Source organism: Massilia orientalis (assembly GCF_030411975.2).
Taxonomy (GTDB): domain Bacteria; phylum Pseudomonadota; class Gammaproteobacteria; order Burkholderiales; family Burkholderiaceae_D; genus Telluria; species Telluria orientalis.
Map to the genome: position 1 here is coordinate 42,180 of NZ_JASNRB020000010.1, position 19,759 is coordinate 61,938.

16 protein-coding genes are annotated in these 19,759 nt (G+C 55.4%); 15 read left to right on the top strand and 1 reads right to left on the bottom strand.

The features are described 5' to 3' along the window. Positions 1–683: 683 nt before the first annotated feature. The 4 genes from QPK29_RS17355 to QPK29_RS17370 are packed head-to-tail and all read left to right on the top strand — an operon-like array spanning position 684 to position 3,816. Positions 684–1,706 carry an RluA family pseudouridine synthase gene (locus QPK29_RS17355; protein ID WP_371770230.1) on the top strand — a complete coding sequence of 341 codons (1,023 nt, stop codon included), beginning with the start codon at positions 684–686 and terminating at the stop codon, positions 1,704–1,706. A gap of 38 nt (positions 1,707–1,744) precedes the next feature. Continuing rightward, complete coding sequence (locus QPK29_RS17360; RefSeq protein ID WP_056328438.1) at positions 1,745–2,404, top strand: HAD-IIIA family hydrolase; 660 nt, start codon at positions 1,745–1,747, stop codon at positions 2,402–2,404. After that, positions 2,401–2,799, top strand: a complete 399-nt coding sequence (locus QPK29_RS17365; protein WP_371770209.1) for a Rieske (2Fe-2S) protein — start codon at positions 2,401–2,403, stop codon at positions 2,797–2,799. Before QPK29_RS17360 ends, QPK29_RS17365 begins: the two co-directional genes overlap by 4 nt. Positions 2,800–2,814: 15 nt before the next feature. Then, entirely contained in the window at positions 2,815–3,816 is a 1,002-nt protein-coding gene (locus QPK29_RS17370) for a S49 family peptidase (protein ID WP_371770208.1), read from the top strand. 224 nt (positions 3,817–4,040) lie between these two features. Here QPK29_RS17370 and QPK29_RS17375 read toward each other — a convergent pair whose 3' ends face one another. Then, positions 4,041–4,520, bottom strand: coding sequence for a hypothetical protein (locus tag QPK29_RS17375; protein ID WP_160410152.1), 480 nt, complete (start codon positions 4,518–4,520; stop codon positions 4,041–4,043). 167 nt (positions 4,521–4,687) lie between these two features. Here QPK29_RS17375 and QPK29_RS17380 point away from each other — a divergent pair, with 167 nt between their 5' ends. The 11 genes from QPK29_RS17380 to QPK29_RS17430 all read left to right on the top strand — a co-directional run bounded on the left by QPK29_RS17380 (position 4,688) and on the right by QPK29_RS17430 (position 19,754). Next, positions 4,688–5,404 (top strand): pseudouridine synthase, encoded by a 717-nt coding sequence (locus tag QPK29_RS17380; RefSeq protein ID WP_371770207.1) that lies wholly within the window; start codon positions 4,688–4,690, stop codon positions 5,402–5,404. A 169-nt stretch (positions 5,405–5,573) separates the two neighbouring features. Further along, a complete protein-coding gene (locus tag QPK29_RS17385) occupies positions 5,574–6,572 on the top strand; it encodes a phospholipase A (protein WP_371770206.1) in 999 nt (332 codons plus the stop codon). A 56-nt stretch (positions 6,573–6,628) separates the two neighbouring features. Then, the gene (locus QPK29_RS17390) at positions 6,629–8,452 is read left to right on the top strand and encodes a right-handed parallel beta-helix repeat-containing protein (RefSeq protein WP_371770205.1); all 1,824 of its coding nucleotides are present in this window, start codon (positions 6,629–6,631) and stop codon (positions 8,450–8,452) included. 481 nt (positions 8,453–8,933) lie between these two features. Further along, complete coding sequence (locus QPK29_RS17395; RefSeq protein ID WP_371770204.1) at positions 8,934–11,366, top strand: polysaccharide biosynthesis/export family protein; 2,433 nt, start codon at positions 8,934–8,936, stop codon at positions 11,364–11,366. A 45-nt stretch (positions 11,367–11,411) separates the two neighbouring features. Beyond that, on the top strand, positions 11,412–12,614 hold the full coding sequence (locus tag QPK29_RS17400; protein WP_371770203.1) for a GumC family protein: 1,203 nt from the start codon (positions 11,412–11,414) through the stop codon (positions 12,612–12,614). A 228-nt stretch (positions 12,615–12,842) separates the two neighbouring features. Then, on the top strand, positions 12,843–14,120 hold the full coding sequence (gene tviB, locus QPK29_RS17405; RefSeq protein WP_371770229.1) for a Vi polysaccharide biosynthesis UDP-N-acetylglucosamine C-6 dehydrogenase TviB: 1,278 nt from the start codon (positions 12,843–12,845) through the stop codon (positions 14,118–14,120). A 32-nt stretch (positions 14,121–14,152) separates the two neighbouring features. Next, a complete protein-coding gene (locus QPK29_RS17410; protein WP_371770202.1) occupies positions 14,153–15,172 on the top strand; it encodes an NAD-dependent epimerase/dehydratase family protein in 1,020 nt (339 codons plus the stop codon). Positions 15,173–15,219: 47 nt separating this feature from the next. Then, positions 15,220–16,338: a DegT/DnrJ/EryC1/StrS family aminotransferase gene (locus QPK29_RS17415; RefSeq protein WP_371770201.1), complete on the top strand. Its 1,119-nt coding sequence runs from the start codon at positions 15,220–15,222 to the stop codon at positions 16,336–16,338. Further along, positions 16,335–17,033 (top strand): WbqC family protein, encoded by a 699-nt coding sequence (locus tag QPK29_RS17420; protein WP_371770200.1) that lies wholly within the window; start codon positions 16,335–16,337, stop codon positions 17,031–17,033. Before QPK29_RS17415 ends, QPK29_RS17420 begins: the two co-directional genes overlap by 4 nt. 242 nt (positions 17,034–17,275) lie before the next feature. Further along, positions 17,276–18,799 (top strand): oligosaccharide flippase family protein, encoded by a 1,524-nt coding sequence (locus QPK29_RS17425; protein WP_371770199.1) that lies wholly within the window; start codon positions 17,276–17,278, stop codon positions 18,797–18,799. A 10-nt stretch (positions 18,800–18,809) separates the two neighbouring features. Further along, entirely contained in the window at positions 18,810–19,754 is a 945-nt protein-coding gene (locus tag QPK29_RS17430; protein ID WP_371770198.1) for a glycosyltransferase family 2 protein, read from the top strand. The last annotated feature ends 5 nt before the right edge of the window (positions 19,755–19,759 follow it).

Consider the following 19,759-nt stretch of genomic DNA (forward strand, 5'->3'; position numbering starts at 1 on the left):
GTGGCGTCGAACGACATTGCCCCGCGCACGAACGTCCTTGCCGGCCCGGGCGGCCCGATCGGGGCGGCACAGGGGCAGGCAAGCGGTGCGACACAGCCAGATCTTCAGTGGGCGCGCATGCCGGGGAGCGGAAGGGTGCTGCCGAAACGGGCGCTCCGGGGCGTGAAGACCGCGGCGCGTGCTGCGCACCTGCTTGATCTTCCCGGATGACTGTCTCCAACAACACTGCTACAGCTCACGACGGTCTAGCGGCTCCTTACTTCGGGTCGGGCGAAACGGCAAGCGTTATCGACGCCATCACCCGGCGAGCCGACCCTGCGGCCGGCTTGCCGGTACTTATCCTTATAATTCCAAACAATCCAATCCTGCATCCTGTGCGGCTACCCGATTGCAACTGCGGTGCAACCCAGGTTCGCACAGGAATGTGCGTACACGTCTAGAAATCCTTGAAATCCGCCGCTGCGCTTTCGCATTGTCGCTGCGATGCCGCGACACTACTGCCGCTTGCGACGGTTTGGGGATTCCGTTTTTTTCCATCGAATTTGCATTTTGGCGGGGCCGATGGAGACGCCCCTGTGTAAAATATCGTTTTAATTCTTACACCTGCAGAGGTTTGACCGCCGCCTGTCGATTATATATTCAAAATGAAGGACTTAGAGAGAATTTCTGGGAAGACAGAGCGAATGACCTTGCAAAACGATGGTGTTCCCCCTTCATCACGGACAGATAACCGCCCCCCTGCCACTGCTCAGTTTGTCACAATCACCGAGGAAGAAGCAGGCCAGCGCATCGATAATTACCTGCTGCGCGTCTGCAAGGGTGTCCCCAAAAGCCATATTTACCGCATTCTCCGCTCCGGCGAAGTGCGCGTGAACAAAGGCCGCATCGACCAGTTGTACCGCCTGGCAACGGGCGACATCGTTCGCATCCCGCCTGTCCGCATCGCCGAAAAGGCCGCGGGCAGCGCCCCTGTGCCGGGCGCGGAATTTGCCATCGTGCACGAAGACAGCCATCTGCTCGTGATCGACAAGCCGGCCGGCGTGGCCGTGCACGGCGGTTCGGGCGTGTCGTATGGCGTCATCGAGCAATTGCGCGCAGCCCGGCCGGACGCCAAATTCCTGGAGCTGGTGCACCGCCTGGACCGTGAAACGTCCGGCTTGCTGTTGCTTGCCAAGAAACGTTCCGCGTTGACTAGCCTGCACGAGCAAATGCGCGACGGTACGACCGACAAGCGCTACCTGACGATGGTGGCCGGCGACTGGCGCAATCCGCGCCAGCACGTGAAGCTGCCGCTGCACAAATACACGACGCCGGACGGCGAGCGCCGCGTCGTCGTGCAGGCGGGCGGCCAGGAAGCGCATACGGTATTCAACCTGCTGCGCAAGTGGCCGGCGTTCGCGCTGCTGGAAGCGGAACTCAAGACGGGGCGCACGCACCAGATCCGCGTGCACCTGGCCTCGAGCGGCTTCCCGATCCTCGGTGACGAGAAATACGGCGATTTTGCGCTCAACAAGCAGCTTCAGAAGGCAACCGATGCGCGCGGCGCCTTGCGCCGCATGTTCCTGCACGCGTACCAGATCACGTTCCAGCACCCCGACACGGGCAAGCCGCTTACCCTGAAGGCGCCGTTGCCGGCGGAATGCGAGCGTTTCTTGGTAAGCTTGGGGCCAGCGCAGGAACTCAAAACACGCAGCACCCATCGATAACGCGGAATGAGGAGCCGGCGCCACGAGCGCCGGGAGACATGGCAAGAAAGCAATTCGATCTGATTGTCTTCGATTGGGACGGTACGCTGATGGACAGCACCGCCACCATCGTCAAATGTATACAGTCTGCAGCCAAGGACCTGGGCCTGGCTGTTCCGAGCGACGCCGCGGCGTCGCACGTGATCGGCCTCGGCCTGGGCGAAGCCATGCAGGCCGCCATGCCGAACATCGACCCGGCCCTGTATCCGCGCATGGTCGAGCGCTATCGCTACCACTTCCTGACGAAAGACCACGAACTGGTCCTGTTCCAGGGCGTGCGGGCGATGCTGGACGAGCTTTCCCAGGAAGGCTACTTCCTCGCGGTGGCGACCGGCAAGAGCCGGGTCGGCCTGAACCGCGCCCTGAACGCGGCGGGCCTGCTTTCCGTGTTCGATGCGACCCGTTGCGCCGACGAGACATTTTCCAAACCGCACCCGGCAATGTTGCAAGAATTGACAAGGGAACTCGGCCAGGACATGCGGCGTACCGTTATGATCGGCGACACGACGCATGACTTGCTTATGGCAAATAATGCCGGCGCCGCCGGCATCGCCGTCGAGTATGGCGCCCATCCAGTCCAGCAGTTGCAGGCATGCCATCCGGTTTTCACGGCAAAGAACGTGCCCGAATTGCATCAGTGGCTGGTCGAGAACGCATGAGCGATACCGAAGACGTCTACATCTGCGATTCCACGGCCGTCGAGGACGGCGGCAAGGGCGTCCGTTTCCCCGTACTGGCGTTCGGTGACGATGCGACCGGTTTCGTCGTGCGTTTCGGCGGCAGGATCTATGCCTACCTGAACCGCTGCGCCCACGTGCCGGTCGAACTGGACTGGTTCAAGGGCGAATTCTTCGAATCGAGCAAGCTTTATCTCATGTGTTCGACGCATGGCGCCATTTACTTGCCCGAGAGCGGCGCCTGCGCAGGCGGCCCTTGCCGTGGCGGCAAACTGCGGCCGATTACCGTGCGGGAAGCCGATAACCGGATTTATTGGCAACCGGACCAGCATGTCCGTCCGCCGACAGCGGGCCTGCACGACAGCCAGATGAGGTAACCACACCAGGTATCTATGAGCGACAACACCAGGAACGACAATCCGAACGACAACCGAACGGCCGCCCCGGCGACCTTCAGCAACTGGGAGCGCGAGACCCTGGAGCGTCTCGTGTTTGCCACCGTACGCGAGCAGCGGGCCTCGCGCCGCTGGAGCATCTTCTTCAAGCTGTCCTTTCTTTTGCTGGCATTTTTCGCGATCTGGGCGTATTTCGACTTCAACTTCGGCAGCTCGGATATCGAAGCGCTGGGCCGGCACACTGCGCTGATCGAGATCGACGGCGCCATCGAGGACGAAGGCAGCGGCGCCGCCGATACCGTCATCCCGTCGCTGAACAAGGCATTTTCCGACCCGGGGTCGGCAGCCATCGTCCTGCGCATCAACAGCCCAGGCGGCAGTCCCGTGCAGGCGGGCATCATCGTCGACGAAATCCAGCGCCTCAAGAAGGGGTATCCGAACAAACCTGTGTATGTGGTCGTGGACGAGATCTGCGCCTCGGGCGGCTATTACATCGCGGCGGCGGCCGACAGGATCTACGTCAACAAGGCCAGTATCGTCGGGTCGGTCGGCGTCCTGATGGACGGCTTCGGCTTCACCGGCCTGATGGACAAGCTCGGCATCGAGCGCCGCCTGCTGACGGCGGGCGAGAACAAGGGCTTCCTCGATCCGTTCAGCCCGCAGTCCGACAAGCAGAAGCAGCATGCGCTCGAGATGCTCAACGAAATCCATGAGCAATTCATTGCCGTCGTGCGTGCCGGACGCGGCAAGCGCCTGAAGGAAAATCCGGAAATCTTTTCCGGCCTTTACTGGACTGGCGCCAAGGCGGTCGAGATGGGCCTCGCGGATGGCTTCGGCACCGTGGACACGGTCGCGCGCGATGTCGTGAAGGCGGAAGACATCATCGATTACACGGCGCACGAGGGCTTGCCGGAGCGTGTGCTGAAGAAATTTGGCGCGTCGGTCGGCGCCGGTGCGGTGCATTCGATGTACCGGGGGGCCGTACCCAGCTTGCGCTGAGCGCGGGCCGTGGACAACTGATATGTCTCAATATTGGGCTTGAAACTTACAAACGGTGGGCTATAGTTGGTGTGTAGCTGTTTCGGTGTGAGCGACAAGAAACCAGCCTGTTCTTGGCGTTGCTGGAACCGCTTCAGACCCGCATCCGTGCGGTTTCGAGAGAATTCAATTCCTCAAGCTGGAAGTCCCAATCGGGAAGGAAACGACGGCGTACGCCGTCGTTTTCATTTTGGGCGTTCGTCGTCGAGGGCGCCTGGAATCGATTTCACATTTGCTAACGATGTGCCTGCCGGTCGGGACGTCGAGCGCGGGCCGCCATGCACGACGACCTTCCTGCTGAGTACTGCGCCCTCGTCCGCTTGCTGCGATGTCTCGGCGATAACGCTATCAAGACTGCCCGGCTCGGGCTGGTGAAAGCCGCCTGTCTCCAGCCAGGCCTGAAAACGGCGCTGAGCCTGCTCATACCATGCGGCGCGCATCGGCAGCTGGTGTTCAAAACAATGTACATGCGGGATGTCGCCACCGCGCGTCCAGCGCGCCAGCGCAAGCCGAGTCGGGAAAATCGCGGCGTATTCCTGGGCCACCTTCGTCCCGCTGCTTGTGGCCGCGGATGAAGACGGGGTGCTGTGGGTCTGCTTTTTTTCGATCTGCACATTTGCCTCGTGGTTTGGGGTTATTCCGATGTGCCGGATGGTGCGGCCCACCTTTAGTCCTACACTCAGTAACTGTAGGTCGATTCCTAATTAGGTTTCAGTGTATCAACGGGACATAGTCAATTCTTGAGATGTGTCAAACGAGTCCTTGCTTCGAGTTGAAACCCTTGGATTGCTGAACTTTGACGCTTGCAATCCTTCTGCTACAGTCTCGCCCCATGAGTAAACTATCCCTTGACCGCGTGCTCCAGTCGCAAGGCTTTGGTACACGCAAATATTGCCGGGCCCTGATCGAAGACGGCGACGTGGCCATCTATGGCGAAGTCCACGACAAGTACAAGACCCTCGTGGAGACGGACGGCCTGGTGCTGACCGTATTCGACGAAGAATGGGTCTATCGCGAACACGTCTACATCGCCTTGTATAAACCCTCCAACTTCGAGTGCTCCCGCAAGCCGAGCCACCATCCTGGCGTGCTGACCTTGTTGCCGGAACAATTTACCTGGCGCGACGTCCAGCCTGTCGGCCGACTCGATCATGACACGACGGGCCTGCTGCTGATGTCGGACGACGGCCCGTTCATCCACGCCCAGTCGTCGCCCAAGCGGCACATCCCGAAGGTGTACCAGGCGACCACCCAGGAGCCGGTCACCCAGGCGCTCGTCGACCAGCTCCTGTCGGGCGTGCAATTGCACGATGAGCCCGCGCCGCTGGCGGCCCAGTCCTGCGTACAGCGGGGCGATCATCAGTTGGAGATCGTGCTGGAGCAGGGTAAATACCATCAGGTCAAGCGCATGCTGGCCGCGGCGGGTAACCATTGCGCCGCGTTGCATCGCTCGCAGATCGGCGGGCTGACGCTCGAGTCGCTGGGTTTGCAGGAAGGGGAGTGGTGTTATCTGGAGCAGGCGCAGCTGGATTTGCTGGTGCCGGACTGATGCGGTAATGCGCGGCGGCGCGCATGATCGTGCTGCCGTGCGACATTCCATGCGGATTTCCGGGACACTCGTCATCGACTCTTGTCGCTGTTTAACCCCGACGATGCCGATGCCCGCAAGAAATCACCGCCTCTTCCTCCTGCTTGCCTTCCTCGCAATACATCCGGCCATGGCTCAGCAGACCGATCCGGGTCTGGCCGATTGCGCGCGCGTGACCGATGCTGCCCACCGCCTGGCGTGCTATGACCGGCTGGCCGGCGTCACGCTAGCGCCGACGCCGGCACCGCCGACCCAGAATGCGGACGCGGTCAATGCCCGGGTCGTTGACGCGCCGCCCGTTCCAGCGGCGGTCGACGCCTCGCCCGACATGGTGCGGCAATTCAGTCTGGCCGATCATTGGGAACTGGACCAGGAACACAAGCGTGGCGTCTTCAACTTCCGTCCGCATCAGGTGAACTACCTGATGTTCACCCGCACCGTGCATCCCAACAACGAACCCTACCGGCCGTTTCGCCGCATCGCCGACCTGACGAGCGACCTGGCGCACTCGGAACTCGTGTTTCAGCTGGGATTCAAGATGAAGCTGGTCGAAAGCGCTTTAGACAAGCCCGTCGATCTGTGGTTCGGCTATACGCAGAACAGCTTCTGGCAAGCCGGCAATCACGAGGCGTCCAGCCCCTTCCGCGAGACGAACTATCAACCCGAGCTGATGGCCGTCACTCCACTGCATTTCAGTGTATTCGGAATGAATGCACGGTTTCTTAATCTCGGTCTGGTGCACCAGTCGAACGGCCAGACCTCGACATTGTCGCGCAGCTGGAACCGGGTCTATGCGCAGGTTGGCCTGGAGCGGGCAGGGTGGACCGTGCTGGGCCGTGTCTGGAAACGCGTCAACGAGGCGGCTGCCAACGACGACAACCGCGACATCGTCGACTACATGGGGCGCGGCGATGTCGTCGTGACCTACCGCAGCAACGGCAACGATTACTCGGCCTTATTGCGGCGCAATTTTTCCACCGAGCGTGGTGCTGTCCAGCTCAGCTGGGCGTTTCCGCTGGCCGGGCACATCAAGGGGTATGCTCACCTGTTCTCGGGTTATGGGCAGAGCCTGATCGACTATAACTATTACCAGAACACGGTGGGGCTGGGGTTGCTCGGGACGTTCTGAGCGGGGGAGGGCGGGCTACCAGTTGCCCGCAGTGCTGCACTACAATGGCGGCTCGCGTGACACATCGTGCGGCCCCGGCGGCGCTGTCACTGCATCAACTTCAATTTTGTCAGCTATTTTCCCGTATGGAAAAAATCCGATATTTCATCATTTACTTGCTAGCTGGCGTATCGCTCGGCGCCGGTGCGATCGGGCTACAGAAGGCTTTGCCCTCAAAGGACGGGACGAACATGTCTGGGCCCAGCAACAGGCTTGTCGGTGCTGCGGTAACCCCACAGGATTTCGGCGCCAAATGCGACGACACGACGGACGACACCGTTAGGCTGCAGGCCGCGTTGAACAGCCTGTCGCCGGGCGGGCGGCTCCACATACAGGGCACCTGCCTGGCATCGGCGGCGCTCATCATCCCTTCGAATGTCATCGTTGACGGTGACGGCATCATGGCCTCGCGATTGCACTTTACGCATATGGGTGACGGCCTAAAGACGGTGTCGCCAATCAATAGTTCGACTTCGAAATATGTCACAGTGCGGGATATTGCTATCTTTAACACGAACAAGGCAAACGCTGGGGGAGGATACGTTGACGTGGGAGGATCGTATATCAGCGTCCGTAATGTGCAATTTTCCGGATGGGGCTATGGCGTAATTTTTGATCAGACGGAAATAGCCGATATTACGCGAAACCAATTTGCTGGTTGGCACGATGCGGGCATTTGGTTGGTGAATGGCCCTGAACACACGGCAGGCGCAAAAAAAGGGTTCACGAATCGAATAACGATTAAGGAGAATCAGTTAAATGGAAAGTCGGGATACGGACTGAGGGACGACGGCGGTGGGGCTCACCTTGTCATTGGGAATAACTTTAACGCAGCCAGTATCCAGATTTACGCCGCTGGCGTCGCCGGGCTTTCCATCCTCAACAATGAAATGGAGGGGGCAAGCTCGTATCCGATCAGGATCGCAAAGGAAAAAGTATCTGGTGGGTATACTGGCCAAACAATGGGATTGGACGTCTCCGGAAATCTCATCGGAGATGGAATTTCAAGCATCTCAATTCAGGCGGCTCAAGGCGGACGAATCACAGCAAATGTGTTTTACCAATATAAAAAAAATGCGCTCGAAGTCGACTTCGGACCAGGCGCGCTTGTGAGTGGTATTGACGTGAGCGGCAATAGCAAGGCGGTTGCCGATAATGGCAAGACATCGGGACCATTTGTCGATCCGGCGAATACCAGCAATTGGGAGTTGCAAGGCAACTATCACCAGAACGGCCAAACCTATGTGATTGCCGGTTGTGCAGCGGGGTTGCGCACGATCACGCCACAGACGATGGAGGGGATTTACGACGGCGCCCAACTGCGCGTAATGAATGTTGATGGAACGAATGCCGAAACTATTACGGCAATGGTAAGCCCGGATGCACCGGCGTCGTTCAAAGCCAGACTTTCCAGTGGAAAGGCTGCAAACTGGACCGTGGCAGTGCTTGAAGGCGCCGCTTCTAATACATATACACCGATATTATCGGGAAAATCCGTGGCGGGATCATTCATGACGAATGCAGTCTACGGCTCATACCAGCGCGCTAAAGGTCGAGTCATGTTTCAGGTCGACGTCGCCTGGAGTGCAAATTTGGGAGCGACGGGACAACTTCAGATGATGTTGCCTTTTACTTCAAAAAATAATGGCATGACATTGATGATCCCGGCGTCACTCTCCGGTCCAGGGGCAATTGGTATTGTAGGACCCGTGTATTTGGTCATATCGACAGGATCTCGGGTCGCGGGCTTCGTGACGATGAATTCGGCAAATGGGACTTGGCAGCCGCTACGAGTTCCCGCATCTGGCGAAATCACCGTAAGCGGACAATACGAGATTTGACGGAGATTAACCGGCCCGACAGAATCCAAGATTTCGTGACCGACAAATGACGTGTTCTTCGATCACCAGTGGCCGCTCGGCTCTAACTGACTCTTGATGCCGATTTGTCACGAATGGGTGTCGGTACAAATGTCACGTCGACGGCGGTAATAGGGGACAAATGTAGCGCGTCGACCTCGTTTTTCTCTGTAAAGGCCTATCGCTCGTCCCCTACAATTTATGTCAAAGCGACCAGATCAGGACTCTCACGAAAAACCACGCCACAACGAGGCAGCAAAACGGATGAAAAATAAAGATGTGTTGTGTGGTTGGATAGACTATTTCTAGAATGCAACCAACGTTGTGGCAAGTATGCCGAATTCTAGCCAAGCGAGCTGAGAATCTATGGTTCGCGATATAACAAAGTCTTTCATTAGCACATGCCCTAAGGTAAAATGACAGACTGTTCGCGATGTACCCAGTCCATCCCTTCCGATAATCAATGTTCAAGTTCACCAAGAGTTTTATGGCCGTGGCGTTGGTCATGGCCTCGTTCGCCACGTCCGCCCAGAATTCGGTCAACAGGGCCGACCTTTTCGGCCAGGACCAGTCCAGCCAGACCAGCAACGACGACAGCGTGGGCGCTCCGGGCGCTTCCAGCACCAACCTGGGCATTGCACCGGCCCGGAGGATAGTCATTGCCAATCCTCCAAGCGATCAGGCTGCGGCCGCCGCAAATGCAGCACGAAGTCTTCCTAACCTCGACGAACGCGGTAACCTCAACGGACTCAATGGACGCGGCAACGCCGATCGGCGCGGTAATGGTGTGGTGTCACAGCGGGTTTCGGTAGACCAGTTGGGCGAAAAATTGCCCGAATTAAGTGAATTTCAAAAATTTATTTGGGACAATACCGGTCAGATCTTGCCGATCTTCGGTAGCGAGTTTTTTGCTAATTCGCCGAGCACATTTGCTCCGATCATGAATTCTCCCGTCCCCAGCGATTACCCACTTGGACCAGGTGACGAGTTGATGATCCGGGGTTGGGGCACGATCGACATCGATTACCGCGCAACCATTGATCGGAACGGTACAATCAATATTCCGACCATCGGCTCTGTCGTGCTGGCGGGAGTGCGGGCCGGCGAAGCCGAAAACGTCATCCGTACGGCAGTTGCAAAGTTGTACAAAGGTGTAACGATCAGCGTCAATTTTGGTCAGTTGCGAGCGATTACGGTGTACGTCGTGGGGCAGGCGAATCGCCCGGGTACCTATACCATGTCCAGCCTGTCGACACTGGTGACCGCGCTGTTCGCTAGCGGTGGTCCGAACACGAAGGGCAGCATGCGCCGTGTCCAGGTCAAGCGCAACGGCAAGGTCGCGGCCGAACTGGACCTTTATTCGTTCATCGCCAAAGGCGATAAATCGGCTGATATCAAGCTGTTGGACGGCGATACGATCTACATTCCCTCCGCAAATGGCTTCGTGGCGCTGGTGGGTAAGGTCAATACGTCCGCCATCTACGAGTTAAAGAATGGTAACGAGACTGTCGAGTCAATGCTCGACTATGCCGGCGGCCTACCGGTCGTGGCCGATCCGCGCCGCGCTTTCCTGGAACGCATCGATCCGACCAAAACCCGTCCGCGCAGTGTAGAAGAAGTCTCACTTAATGGTAATGGCCTTAAGCATTCCTTGAAAAATGGTGATGTATTGAACGTCACGTCGATTACCCCGGATTTTTCGAATGCTGTGATCTTGCGAGGTAATGTCGACCAACCAGTACGTGCACCTTTCAAGCAAGGCATGCGCATCACCGACCTGATCCCAAATCGCGAATACCTAATTAGTCGGAACTCGATCAAACGTCAAAACAACGCTGTTACTATCGGTAACGATGAACGGGATACGACCGAAAATGCGAATGCCATTGCCGCACGTATTGGCGGGCTGATTGATGCCGTCAATTGGGACTATGCCGTCGTCGAGCGCGTGAACCGTACGGATCTGAGTGTCCAGTTAATTCCATTTAATCTCGGCAATGTATTCGCCAATCCGAATGGACCGGATAACCTTTCTCTGCAACCTGGCGATACCGTTACGATCTTCTCGCAGGATGACGTGGCTGTACCGATGGATAAACGTCAAGTCTTCGTTCGTATCGAAGGCGAAGTCAACGTTCCAGGCGTATACCAGATGACAGCAGGGGACACCCTGCAAACTTTGATCGCGAAAGCGGGCGGTCCCACTTCCAGCGCGTACATGTTCGGCACCGCGTTTTACCGTGAAGAAGTTCGCAAGGAGCAGCAGGAAAACTTGCAACGTGCCGCGGACCGCCTCGAGGCGCAAATGCGCAGCGAAGAGTCCACGCAGGCGGCCAACCTGCGGGCGCTGAGTGGCACGGAAGCCGCTGCCGCCACTGCCCAACTCGAGGCCGAGCGCAAAATTGCTCAGGAACGCATCAATCGCTTTCGCAAGCTCCAGCCGACCGGCCGCATTGCTTTCGGCTTGGATCCTTACGACCGCTCTTTCGCACATCTGCCGCAAGTGACGTTGAAGAATGGAGACCGTCTTGTCGTGCCTTCTAAGCCGGCGTTCGTTCATGTGTTCGGCGCTGTCAATGTCGAGGCGTCGCCTCTGTGGAAGCCGAATACCCGCGTGAGCGATTACCTCAAGATGGCAGGTACAGCAGTTGATGCCGACGTTGATAACGTATTCGTGTTGCGTGTCGACGGCACCGTCGTGTCGAGCGATTCGCAGGGTTGGTTCTTCGGAAAAATTGGTGGCGTCGAGGTCATGCCGGGCGATTCCATCGTCGTGCCGGAGAAATTCGATCGTCAGACTGCATGGACCAAGTTCATGCAGGGTGCGCGCGAATGGACGCAGATCTTGGCGAATTTCGGGCTGGGGGCTGCTGCGGTCAAGACGCTGCGAGATTAATGGGATGAAAGCCCTACGCGATGCACGGTGATAAGAGATTTTAAAATGAATCAGATTCAAGCTGCGGAAAAGCAAGAGGTTGTATCACGAGTGGAAGATGGGCTGGGGATATTCGATATTTTGATCGTTTTTGCGAAGCACAAGAAAATGATCATTGGTGTCACTTTTTCTTCGGCACTACTCGCTGCAGGTATCAGCTTGGTCTTGCCGAATGTATATCAGGCCACAACCAAACTGCTGCCGCCGCAGCAAAATCAATCGACGGCAATGGCTGTGCTGTCGCAGTTGGGCGGCGTGGCCGGTGCTGCGGCAGGGGCCGCAGGTTTAAAAAATCCCAATGATCTGTACGTTGGAATGCTCAAGAGCCGCACGGTAGCCGATCGGTTGGTCGAACAGTTTGAACTGAAGAAGGCTTACGACACAAATTCCGAAGAATTGGCCCGTCAGGTGCTTGAGGCCAATACGACAATTACCTCCGGTAAGGATAATTTGATTACTATCTCGGTCGAGGATAAGGATCAAAAGCGCGTGGCAGCAATGGCGAATGCATACGTGTCAGAATTGCTTCGCCTGACGAAGGTGTTGGCCGTGACAGAGGCCTCGCAGCGAAGAATGTTTTATGAGCGTCAGCTCGAAACGACCAAGGACAATCTTGCAAAGGCAGAAGCGCTTTTGAAGAGTAACCTGGATACGCACGGCGTCATCAGTGTGGATGCGGAAAGCCGGGCCATTCTGGAAACCGTTGGCCGTCTAAAAGCACAAATTTCGGCTAAAGAAATCGAGCTGAGTTCCCAGCGGGCCTTTGTCACGCCCAGTAATCCAAGCTACCGCCGCACGGAGGAAGAACTGAGCAGTCTCCGTGCGGAGCTGTCGCGTCTCGAAAATGGCCGAGGCGGCAATAGCAGCGCCGCCGACCAACAAGGTGGACTAAAGAACGTCAAAGTGTTGCGCGACGTGAAATACCAGCAAATGTTGTATGAGTTGTTGGCCAAACAATACGAGGTTGCGCGTATCGACGAGGCTAAGGATGCTTCAGTAATTCAAGTGTTGGACCCCGCGATCGAACCGGAACGTCGCGCCAAGCCGAAGCGTACACTGATCGTCTTGATGAGCGCGCTCATCGCGGCATTTGGCGCAGTTGCCGTCGCGTTTTTGATCGAAGCGAGAAAAAAAGCATTGGCATCGCCCCAGGGAAATGCTCAATGGGCAGAACTGAAGTCCTATATGCAGTTTCGTACCCGTCGTTGAACACGCCGGCCGAGCGACAACTCATGTGCTGAGGACGCATCGTGAATGGCCGGTATTCAGCGACGGCTTCGTCCATTTCATCCTTAAGCTGCTCCGTGACGTTTCCTTCATTGTACGTGTTGACTCGGCAATATATAAAAGTCCTTGGCAAATGAAGAAATCGGCGTTCGTAGTTCGATTGATCGGCTCGGCAGAATAAGCTATTCGCAATTTGTAGAATTTATTATCATGAAATTATCGGAAAACACGCGTATTGCAGTCATCGGCCTGGGATACGTTGGATTGCCGCTGGCCGTTGAGTTCGGCAAGAAGTTCCCTACCATCGGTCTTGATATCAATACGCGCCGTGTGCAAGAACTTAGGAATGGCATCGACAACACGCTCGAGACCGAAACGCACGAACTGGCCGCGGCCGTAAAGCTGACCTATACCACGGATCCGGAGGACCTGAAAGCGGCTACGGTGTATATCGTCACCGTGCCGACGCCCATCGACGAATATAAGCAGCCGGACCTCACACCGCTCGAAAAAGCATCGATGACTCTGGGTAAAGTGATCAAGAAGGGCGATATCGCCATCTTCGAATCGACGGTTTATCCGGGGGCCACTGAGGAATATTGTGTTCCTGTGATCGAACGCGTATCTGGCTTGAGGTTCAACACTGATTTTTTTATCGGTTATAGTCCCGAGCGTATCAATCCGGGCGATAAGGAACATCGCCTGACGACGATCACCAAAGTGACGTCCGGTTCCACTCCAGAGGCCGCCGATTTTGTCGACGAGTTGTACGGTAGTATTATCGTCGCCGGGACCCACAAAGCGTCTTCGGTCAAGGTGGCCGAAGCCGCCAAGGTGATCGAAAATACTCAGCGTGACCTTAATATTGCACTGATGAATGAGCTGACGATTATTTTCGGCAAACTGGGCATCGATACCGAAGACGTCCTGAAAGCGGCGGGCACAAAGTGGAACTTTCTGCCTTTTCGCCCAGGCCTTGTGGGCGGCCACTGCATCGGCGTGGATCCGTATTATTTGACTCACAAGGCTGAGGCAATTGGCTATCACCCTCAGGTTATCCTGGCCGGTCGCCGCATCAACGACAGCATGGGCGTTTATGTCGTCGGCCGTCTCGTCAAGCAGATGCTGAAGCAACGAATCCAGGTCGACGGCGCCAATGTCCTCGTCCTGGGGCTGACGTTCAAGGAAAATTGCCCGGACCTGCGCAACACCAAGGTCGTCGATATCATCAACGAATTAAAGGACTACAACGTCAACGTCGACGTGTACGATCCGTGGGTCAGTGTCGAAGGTGCGCAGCACGAATACGGAATTACGCCGATCAGCGCACCTGAGAAGGGCAAGTACGACTCAATCATCATCGCCGTCGCTCATAGCGAGTTCAAGCAGATCGGGGCCGGCGGATTACGCGCCTTCGGCAAGGATCAGCATATCTTGTTCGATCTGAAGTACGTGCTGCCGAAAGGCGATGCGGACATTCGCCTTTGATCAGTACGGTACAAGATAGGATACAGCTCAGCATGAATCAATTCGAAAACGTCCTGCAGGCACTGCGTGCACAGCCGAAGACATGGCTTATTACCGGATGCGCCGGCTTCATCGGGTCGAATCTCCTCGAATCCCTGCTCAGTCTCGACCAGACTGTTGTCGGGCTCGACAACTTTGCGACGGGACATCAGCGCAATCTTGACGAAGTCCGTGAACTGGTCGGAACGACGCGTTGGGCGCGGTTCACCATGATCACTGGAGATATCCGTGATATGGCTACCTGCCAGCAGGCCGTCAAGAACGTCGACTATGTTCTGCATCAGGCTGCCCTCGGTTCGGTGCCACGTTCCATCAAGGATCCGAACACGACGAACGAGGTCAATATCAGTGGATTCCTGAATATGTTGACGGCAGCAAAAGACGAAGGTGTCAGGTCGTTTGTGTATGCTGCGTCGAGCTCCACTTACGGCGACCACCCCGGACTTCCCAAGGTTGAGGACAGGATCGGAAAACCCTTGTCGCCGTATGCTGTCACAAAATATGTCAATGAGTTGTATGCGGACGTGTTCGCGCGGTGTTACGGTTTCAAGGCAACCGGACTGCGTTATTTTAATGTATTCGGCAAACGTCAGGACCCGCATGGCGCTTATGCGGCAGTGATTCCCAAATGGATCGATGCGATGATTAGCGGTGGCGATATCCTCATCAATGGCGATGGAGAGACAAGCCGCGATTTTTGCTTCATCGATAATGTCGTACAGGTCAACCTTTTGGCCGCGACGGCAGAAGAGGATGCCAAGGGCGAGGTTTACAACGTAGCGATCGGCGATATCACGACGTTGAACGAGCTCGCGGCCTCGCTGAAAGCAATACTCGCGGAGAACGGGGTCCATTACGAGAAGCCGAGCATCTATCGCGATTTCCGTGCCGGTGACGTACGCCATTCGCAAGCCGATATCACCAAAGTGACGAACCGGCTCGGGTATCTTCCAACACACCGCATCCGTGACGGCCTAAAAACCGCGATGCCATGGTATATCGCGAACCGCTGATCGGTAACGTATCACAGCGCCAACGTCTAACGTCGTAAAGAAAAGACATGAGCAATTCAAAACCGATTTACGTCACACAACCTTATTTGCCTCCGCTCGAAGATTTTTATCCATATCTGCAGCAGATTTGGGATAACAAGATCCTGACGAACGGCGGTCCGTTTCACCAGCAACTGGAGCAGGCGCTGTGCGAGTACCTTGGCGTAGACCATCTAGCGCTGTTCTCGAACGGCACGCTCGCCCTGGTAACTGCATTGCAGGCACTGCGCATTACCGGTGAGGTCATTACGACACCTTATTCGTTTGTCGCGACCGCGCACTCCTTGTTGTGGAACGGCATCAAACCAGTCTTCGTCGACGTCGATCCGGATACGCTCAACCTCGACCCGGCCAAAATCGAAGCAGCCATCACTCCGCATACCACGGCGATTATGCCTGTGCATTGTTACGGTAATCCGTGTAACGTCGAGGCCATCCAAAAGATCGCCGACAACTACAATTTACGCGTCATTTACGACGCGGCACACGCGTTCGGGGTCAAGACCGACGGCGGTAGCGTGCTGCGCCATGGCGACCTTTCCGTTCTAAGCTTTCATGCGACCAAAGTCTTCAATACGTTTGAAGGCGGCGCGATCATCTGTCCGGATGCGAAAACAAAAACACGTATTGACCATCTCAAAAACTTCGGCTTCGTCGATGAGGTGACGGTCGTTGCGCCTGGTATCAACGGAAAGATGAGCGAGATTAATGCCGCTTTCGGCGTGCTCCAACTGCATCATATCGATGAGGCAATCGCACGCAGGAAGCATATTGATGAATTGTATCGCACCTTACTGTCCGGTGTCCGCGGGATCAGTTGTCTGGGCAATGCGGGACAAGATGCATCCAATTATTCGTATTTTCCGATACTTGTCGAAGACGATTATCCGCTCAAGCGTGATGAACTATTCCAGAAACTGCGGGATCAGAATATCATCGCGCGGCGCTATTTCTATCCGCTGATCTCTGATTTTCCGATGTATCGCGGACTGCCTTCCGCCCATCGGGAGAACTTGCCGGTCGCAACGCGCGCGGCGCAACAGATCATGTGCCTGCCTATCTATCCCAAACTTTCCGACGATGATGCGACGCGTATTGTTCAGATTATTGCGGAGACCAGCAAGTGAAGTTGGCGATCATGCAACCCTATTTTTTTCCGTACATAGGGTATTATCAGCTGATCGCCGCAGTGGATAAATTTGTCTTATATGATGACGTCAACTTCATCAAGAACGGCTGGATCAACCGGAACCGCCTCATTCTTGCCGGGGAAGTCCGATATATTACCATTCCACTATCCGGGGCCAGTTCGTTCCTGAAAATTAACGAGATCGATGTTCAGGTCGGAGACGGGTGGCGACGCAAGCTTGCGGAAAATTTGAGACATTCATATTCGAAAGCACCGTACTTCACCGAAGTCAATGCTTTATTTCAGGAGGTTCTGTTTTCAAACGAAAACAGGATCGGTGAAATCGCAAAGGAGAGCTTGACCAGCGTCTGCAAATATCTGGGAATTGAAACTGAATTTGTGCATAGTTCGACGATGTACGGAAACTCATCGTTGGGTGGCAAGGAGCGCGTGCTCGATATCTGTGCCAGGGAGAATGCGCATGAGTATCATAATCTACCTGGCGGGCGCGAACTGTACCACGAAGAGGAATTCGTGCGGCGTGGCGTTGAATTACATTTTATTCAGCCGCATATGGAGCCGTATTCTCAGTTCTCCGAAAAATTTCAGCCAGGATTGTCGATCGTTGATGTCCTTATGTTTAACAGCCGCGAGGCTGCGAAAAAAATGATAGAGCCGTCCACGGCACGGTAAATGAAAAACAGGCAGGCGCGGCGAATTCAGACCAGTGGTGACGCTATCTCTGGTTGTCGCAAAATATCTTGCCGTCGTTTTTCTGTACTGGTATCTACGGGCAGATAAGGAACGAAACGGCATGCGCACCAGTCGCTGCTATCAGCTTTTATTCCGGTCAACGAACGTCTTTTTCCGGAAAAGAAAAGATATTTTTCTGTTGATGTGAGCGCGGCACACGCGTTCTCGTCTTTGCGTTATTGATGGATTATCCCTTGTCCTTAAAACGAAATATATTGGCTAACTATGTTAGTCAAATTTACGTGACGCTGATCGGAATCGTGATGGTTCCGTTCTACGTTCGACATATGGGAACCGAGGCCTATGGTCTGGTCGGATTTTTCACGATGATGCAGGCGTGGTTTCAACTTCTGGACATGGGATTGACGCCGACGATGGCGCGTGCTACAGCGCGTTTCAACGGTGGCACTAGCAGTGCATTGGAACTGCGTCGACTTTTACGCCTTCTCGAGTGTTTCTTTGTCGGCCTCGGGCTTGTTGGCGCTTGCGTAATCTTCTTTGCCTCGAAGACGATCGCCACTAACTGGCTCAAGGTGCAGGCAATCCCATTGGACGACGTGAAGCAAGCGGTCATTTTAATGGGCGTCACCATCTCATTGCGGTGGATGTCTGGTCTATATCGAGGCGCTATTAACGGGTTTGAGCGCATGGTATGGCTGGGTGGCTTTAATGTGGGACTGGCAACTGCGCGTTTTGTTCTTGTTGTCCCATTGTTCATATTTGTTGGCGCAACACCTCTCGTTTTCTTTACTTATCAACTTGTTGTCGCGGCTATAGAGTTAACGGCGTTGGTTTCGAAAACGTATCGGTTAATGCCCGTCCTCAATGCGAGCAGCATCGAGAAGTGGGACTGGGCTCCGTTGCGCTCGCTTCTGCAATTTTCGTTGAGCATTGCTTTTACAAGTTCGGTCTGGGTATTGGTGACACAAACGGATAAGCTGGTTCTGTCCAAGTTGCTGCCCTTGACTGAATATGCGTATTTCACGCTGGCTGTTCTCGTGGCAAGCGGCGTAACCATATTGAGCGGTCCGGTAAGCACAGCTTTGTTGCCACGTCTGACAAAAATCGCAGGCGCTGCCGACGATAAAGCGCTTTTTGAAATGTATAGCCAAGCTACGCAACTGGTCGGCGCGATCACAATCCCGACTTCGCTTGTTCTTGCATTATTTGCCGAACAGGTTCTTTGGGCCTGGACCGGGAACGCGCTTGTTGCGCATCACGCGGCACCTGTGCTAGCACTGTATGCGGCAGGCAATGGCATCCTAACACTGGGGGCGTTTCCTTACTATCTTCAATACGCCAAGGGCGATCTTAAACTGCATTTGCGCGGGAACGTTCTTTTCATCATAGTGCTGATTCCTGCGCTGATCTATACGACCTCGCACTTCGGCGTCATCGGCGCCGGAAGTGCCTGGTTCGGAGCGAATCTGGTTTATTTTCTGTTTTGGGTGCCGCTGGTACATCGTCGGTTCAATGCCAATTATCACCGGACTTGGTTAATACGAGACGTGGGCGGACCGCTGTTGGTCTCGATGGCGGCAGGGTTCTTGATGCGCAATATGATTTCGTGGCCAGAGAATCGGCTCATCGTTGCCGCCATTCTCGTCGTTACCGGATTTGTGCTGGTGATGTCAGCGTTTCTAGCATCAGGACGGCTGAGGGAACGCATTCCCTTGATGTTTTTCCGTCGATCAACAGAGACTTAAGGTAAAGCGAATGAAGGAAACCGCAATTCGAATGCAGCCGAAGGTTTCGGTATGTATCGTCAGTTATAATCATCAGGATTTCATTGGTGAGTGTTTGCAGAGTCTCGTCGACCAGAAGACTAACTTCGATTTCGAGATCATCGTCGGCGACGATGCATCGAAGGATGGCACTGCAGAGATTGTCATGGAATTTGAACAGAGATACCCAGACATTGTTCGCCTGATCAGGCATGAAAAAAATATCGGACCCTCGGCGAACTACTTGTCCGTTCACGCGGCGGCAAGAGGCGAGTATGTAGCGCATCTCGACGGTGACGACTGTGCTCTCCCCGGTAAACTGCAAGCTCAAGCGGATTGCTTGGACGAAAATCCAGATGTTGCCTTTACGGCCCACGCCGTGCAGATCATGAACTCGTCCAAAGTCTTGGGCCGGAAACCTCATTATCCGGTTAAGGCGACATTGAATGATCTTCTCATGCTGGGTACATATTTCGTACATAGCAGCGTGATGTACAGAAAAGCCACGGATTTTAAGCGTGTACCACGGCGAGAAATCGTCGACTTTTTCGTGCACATCGAGCGCGCAACTACAGGCAACATCTTTTTTGATGACCGGGTGCTGGGCTGTTATCGAATTCATCCGAATGGCATCTCGCAATCCCTGTCTCGCAGGGCCGCGCTCGAGCAATGTTATGAAGAGGCATTTGATCGCGCAGTCGAACTTGGCGCCAGTCCGGATCTCGTTCGCTCTGCACGTTTGAAGAGAAGAATGTCATTTGCCGTGGATTCCCTGACCATGGGCGATGCACGGCGTTATCGGGAGAAAATCGTGCTGACGCGACACGAGGAGAAATTTGCCTCGTGGAAGCATATCGTCTTGTCGCGAAGCCGTGTGTTCCCAGCGCTGGTGCGTTGTTATTTGTGGGCATCGGCCTTACGCGCCAAGCGGTCTTGAGGTAG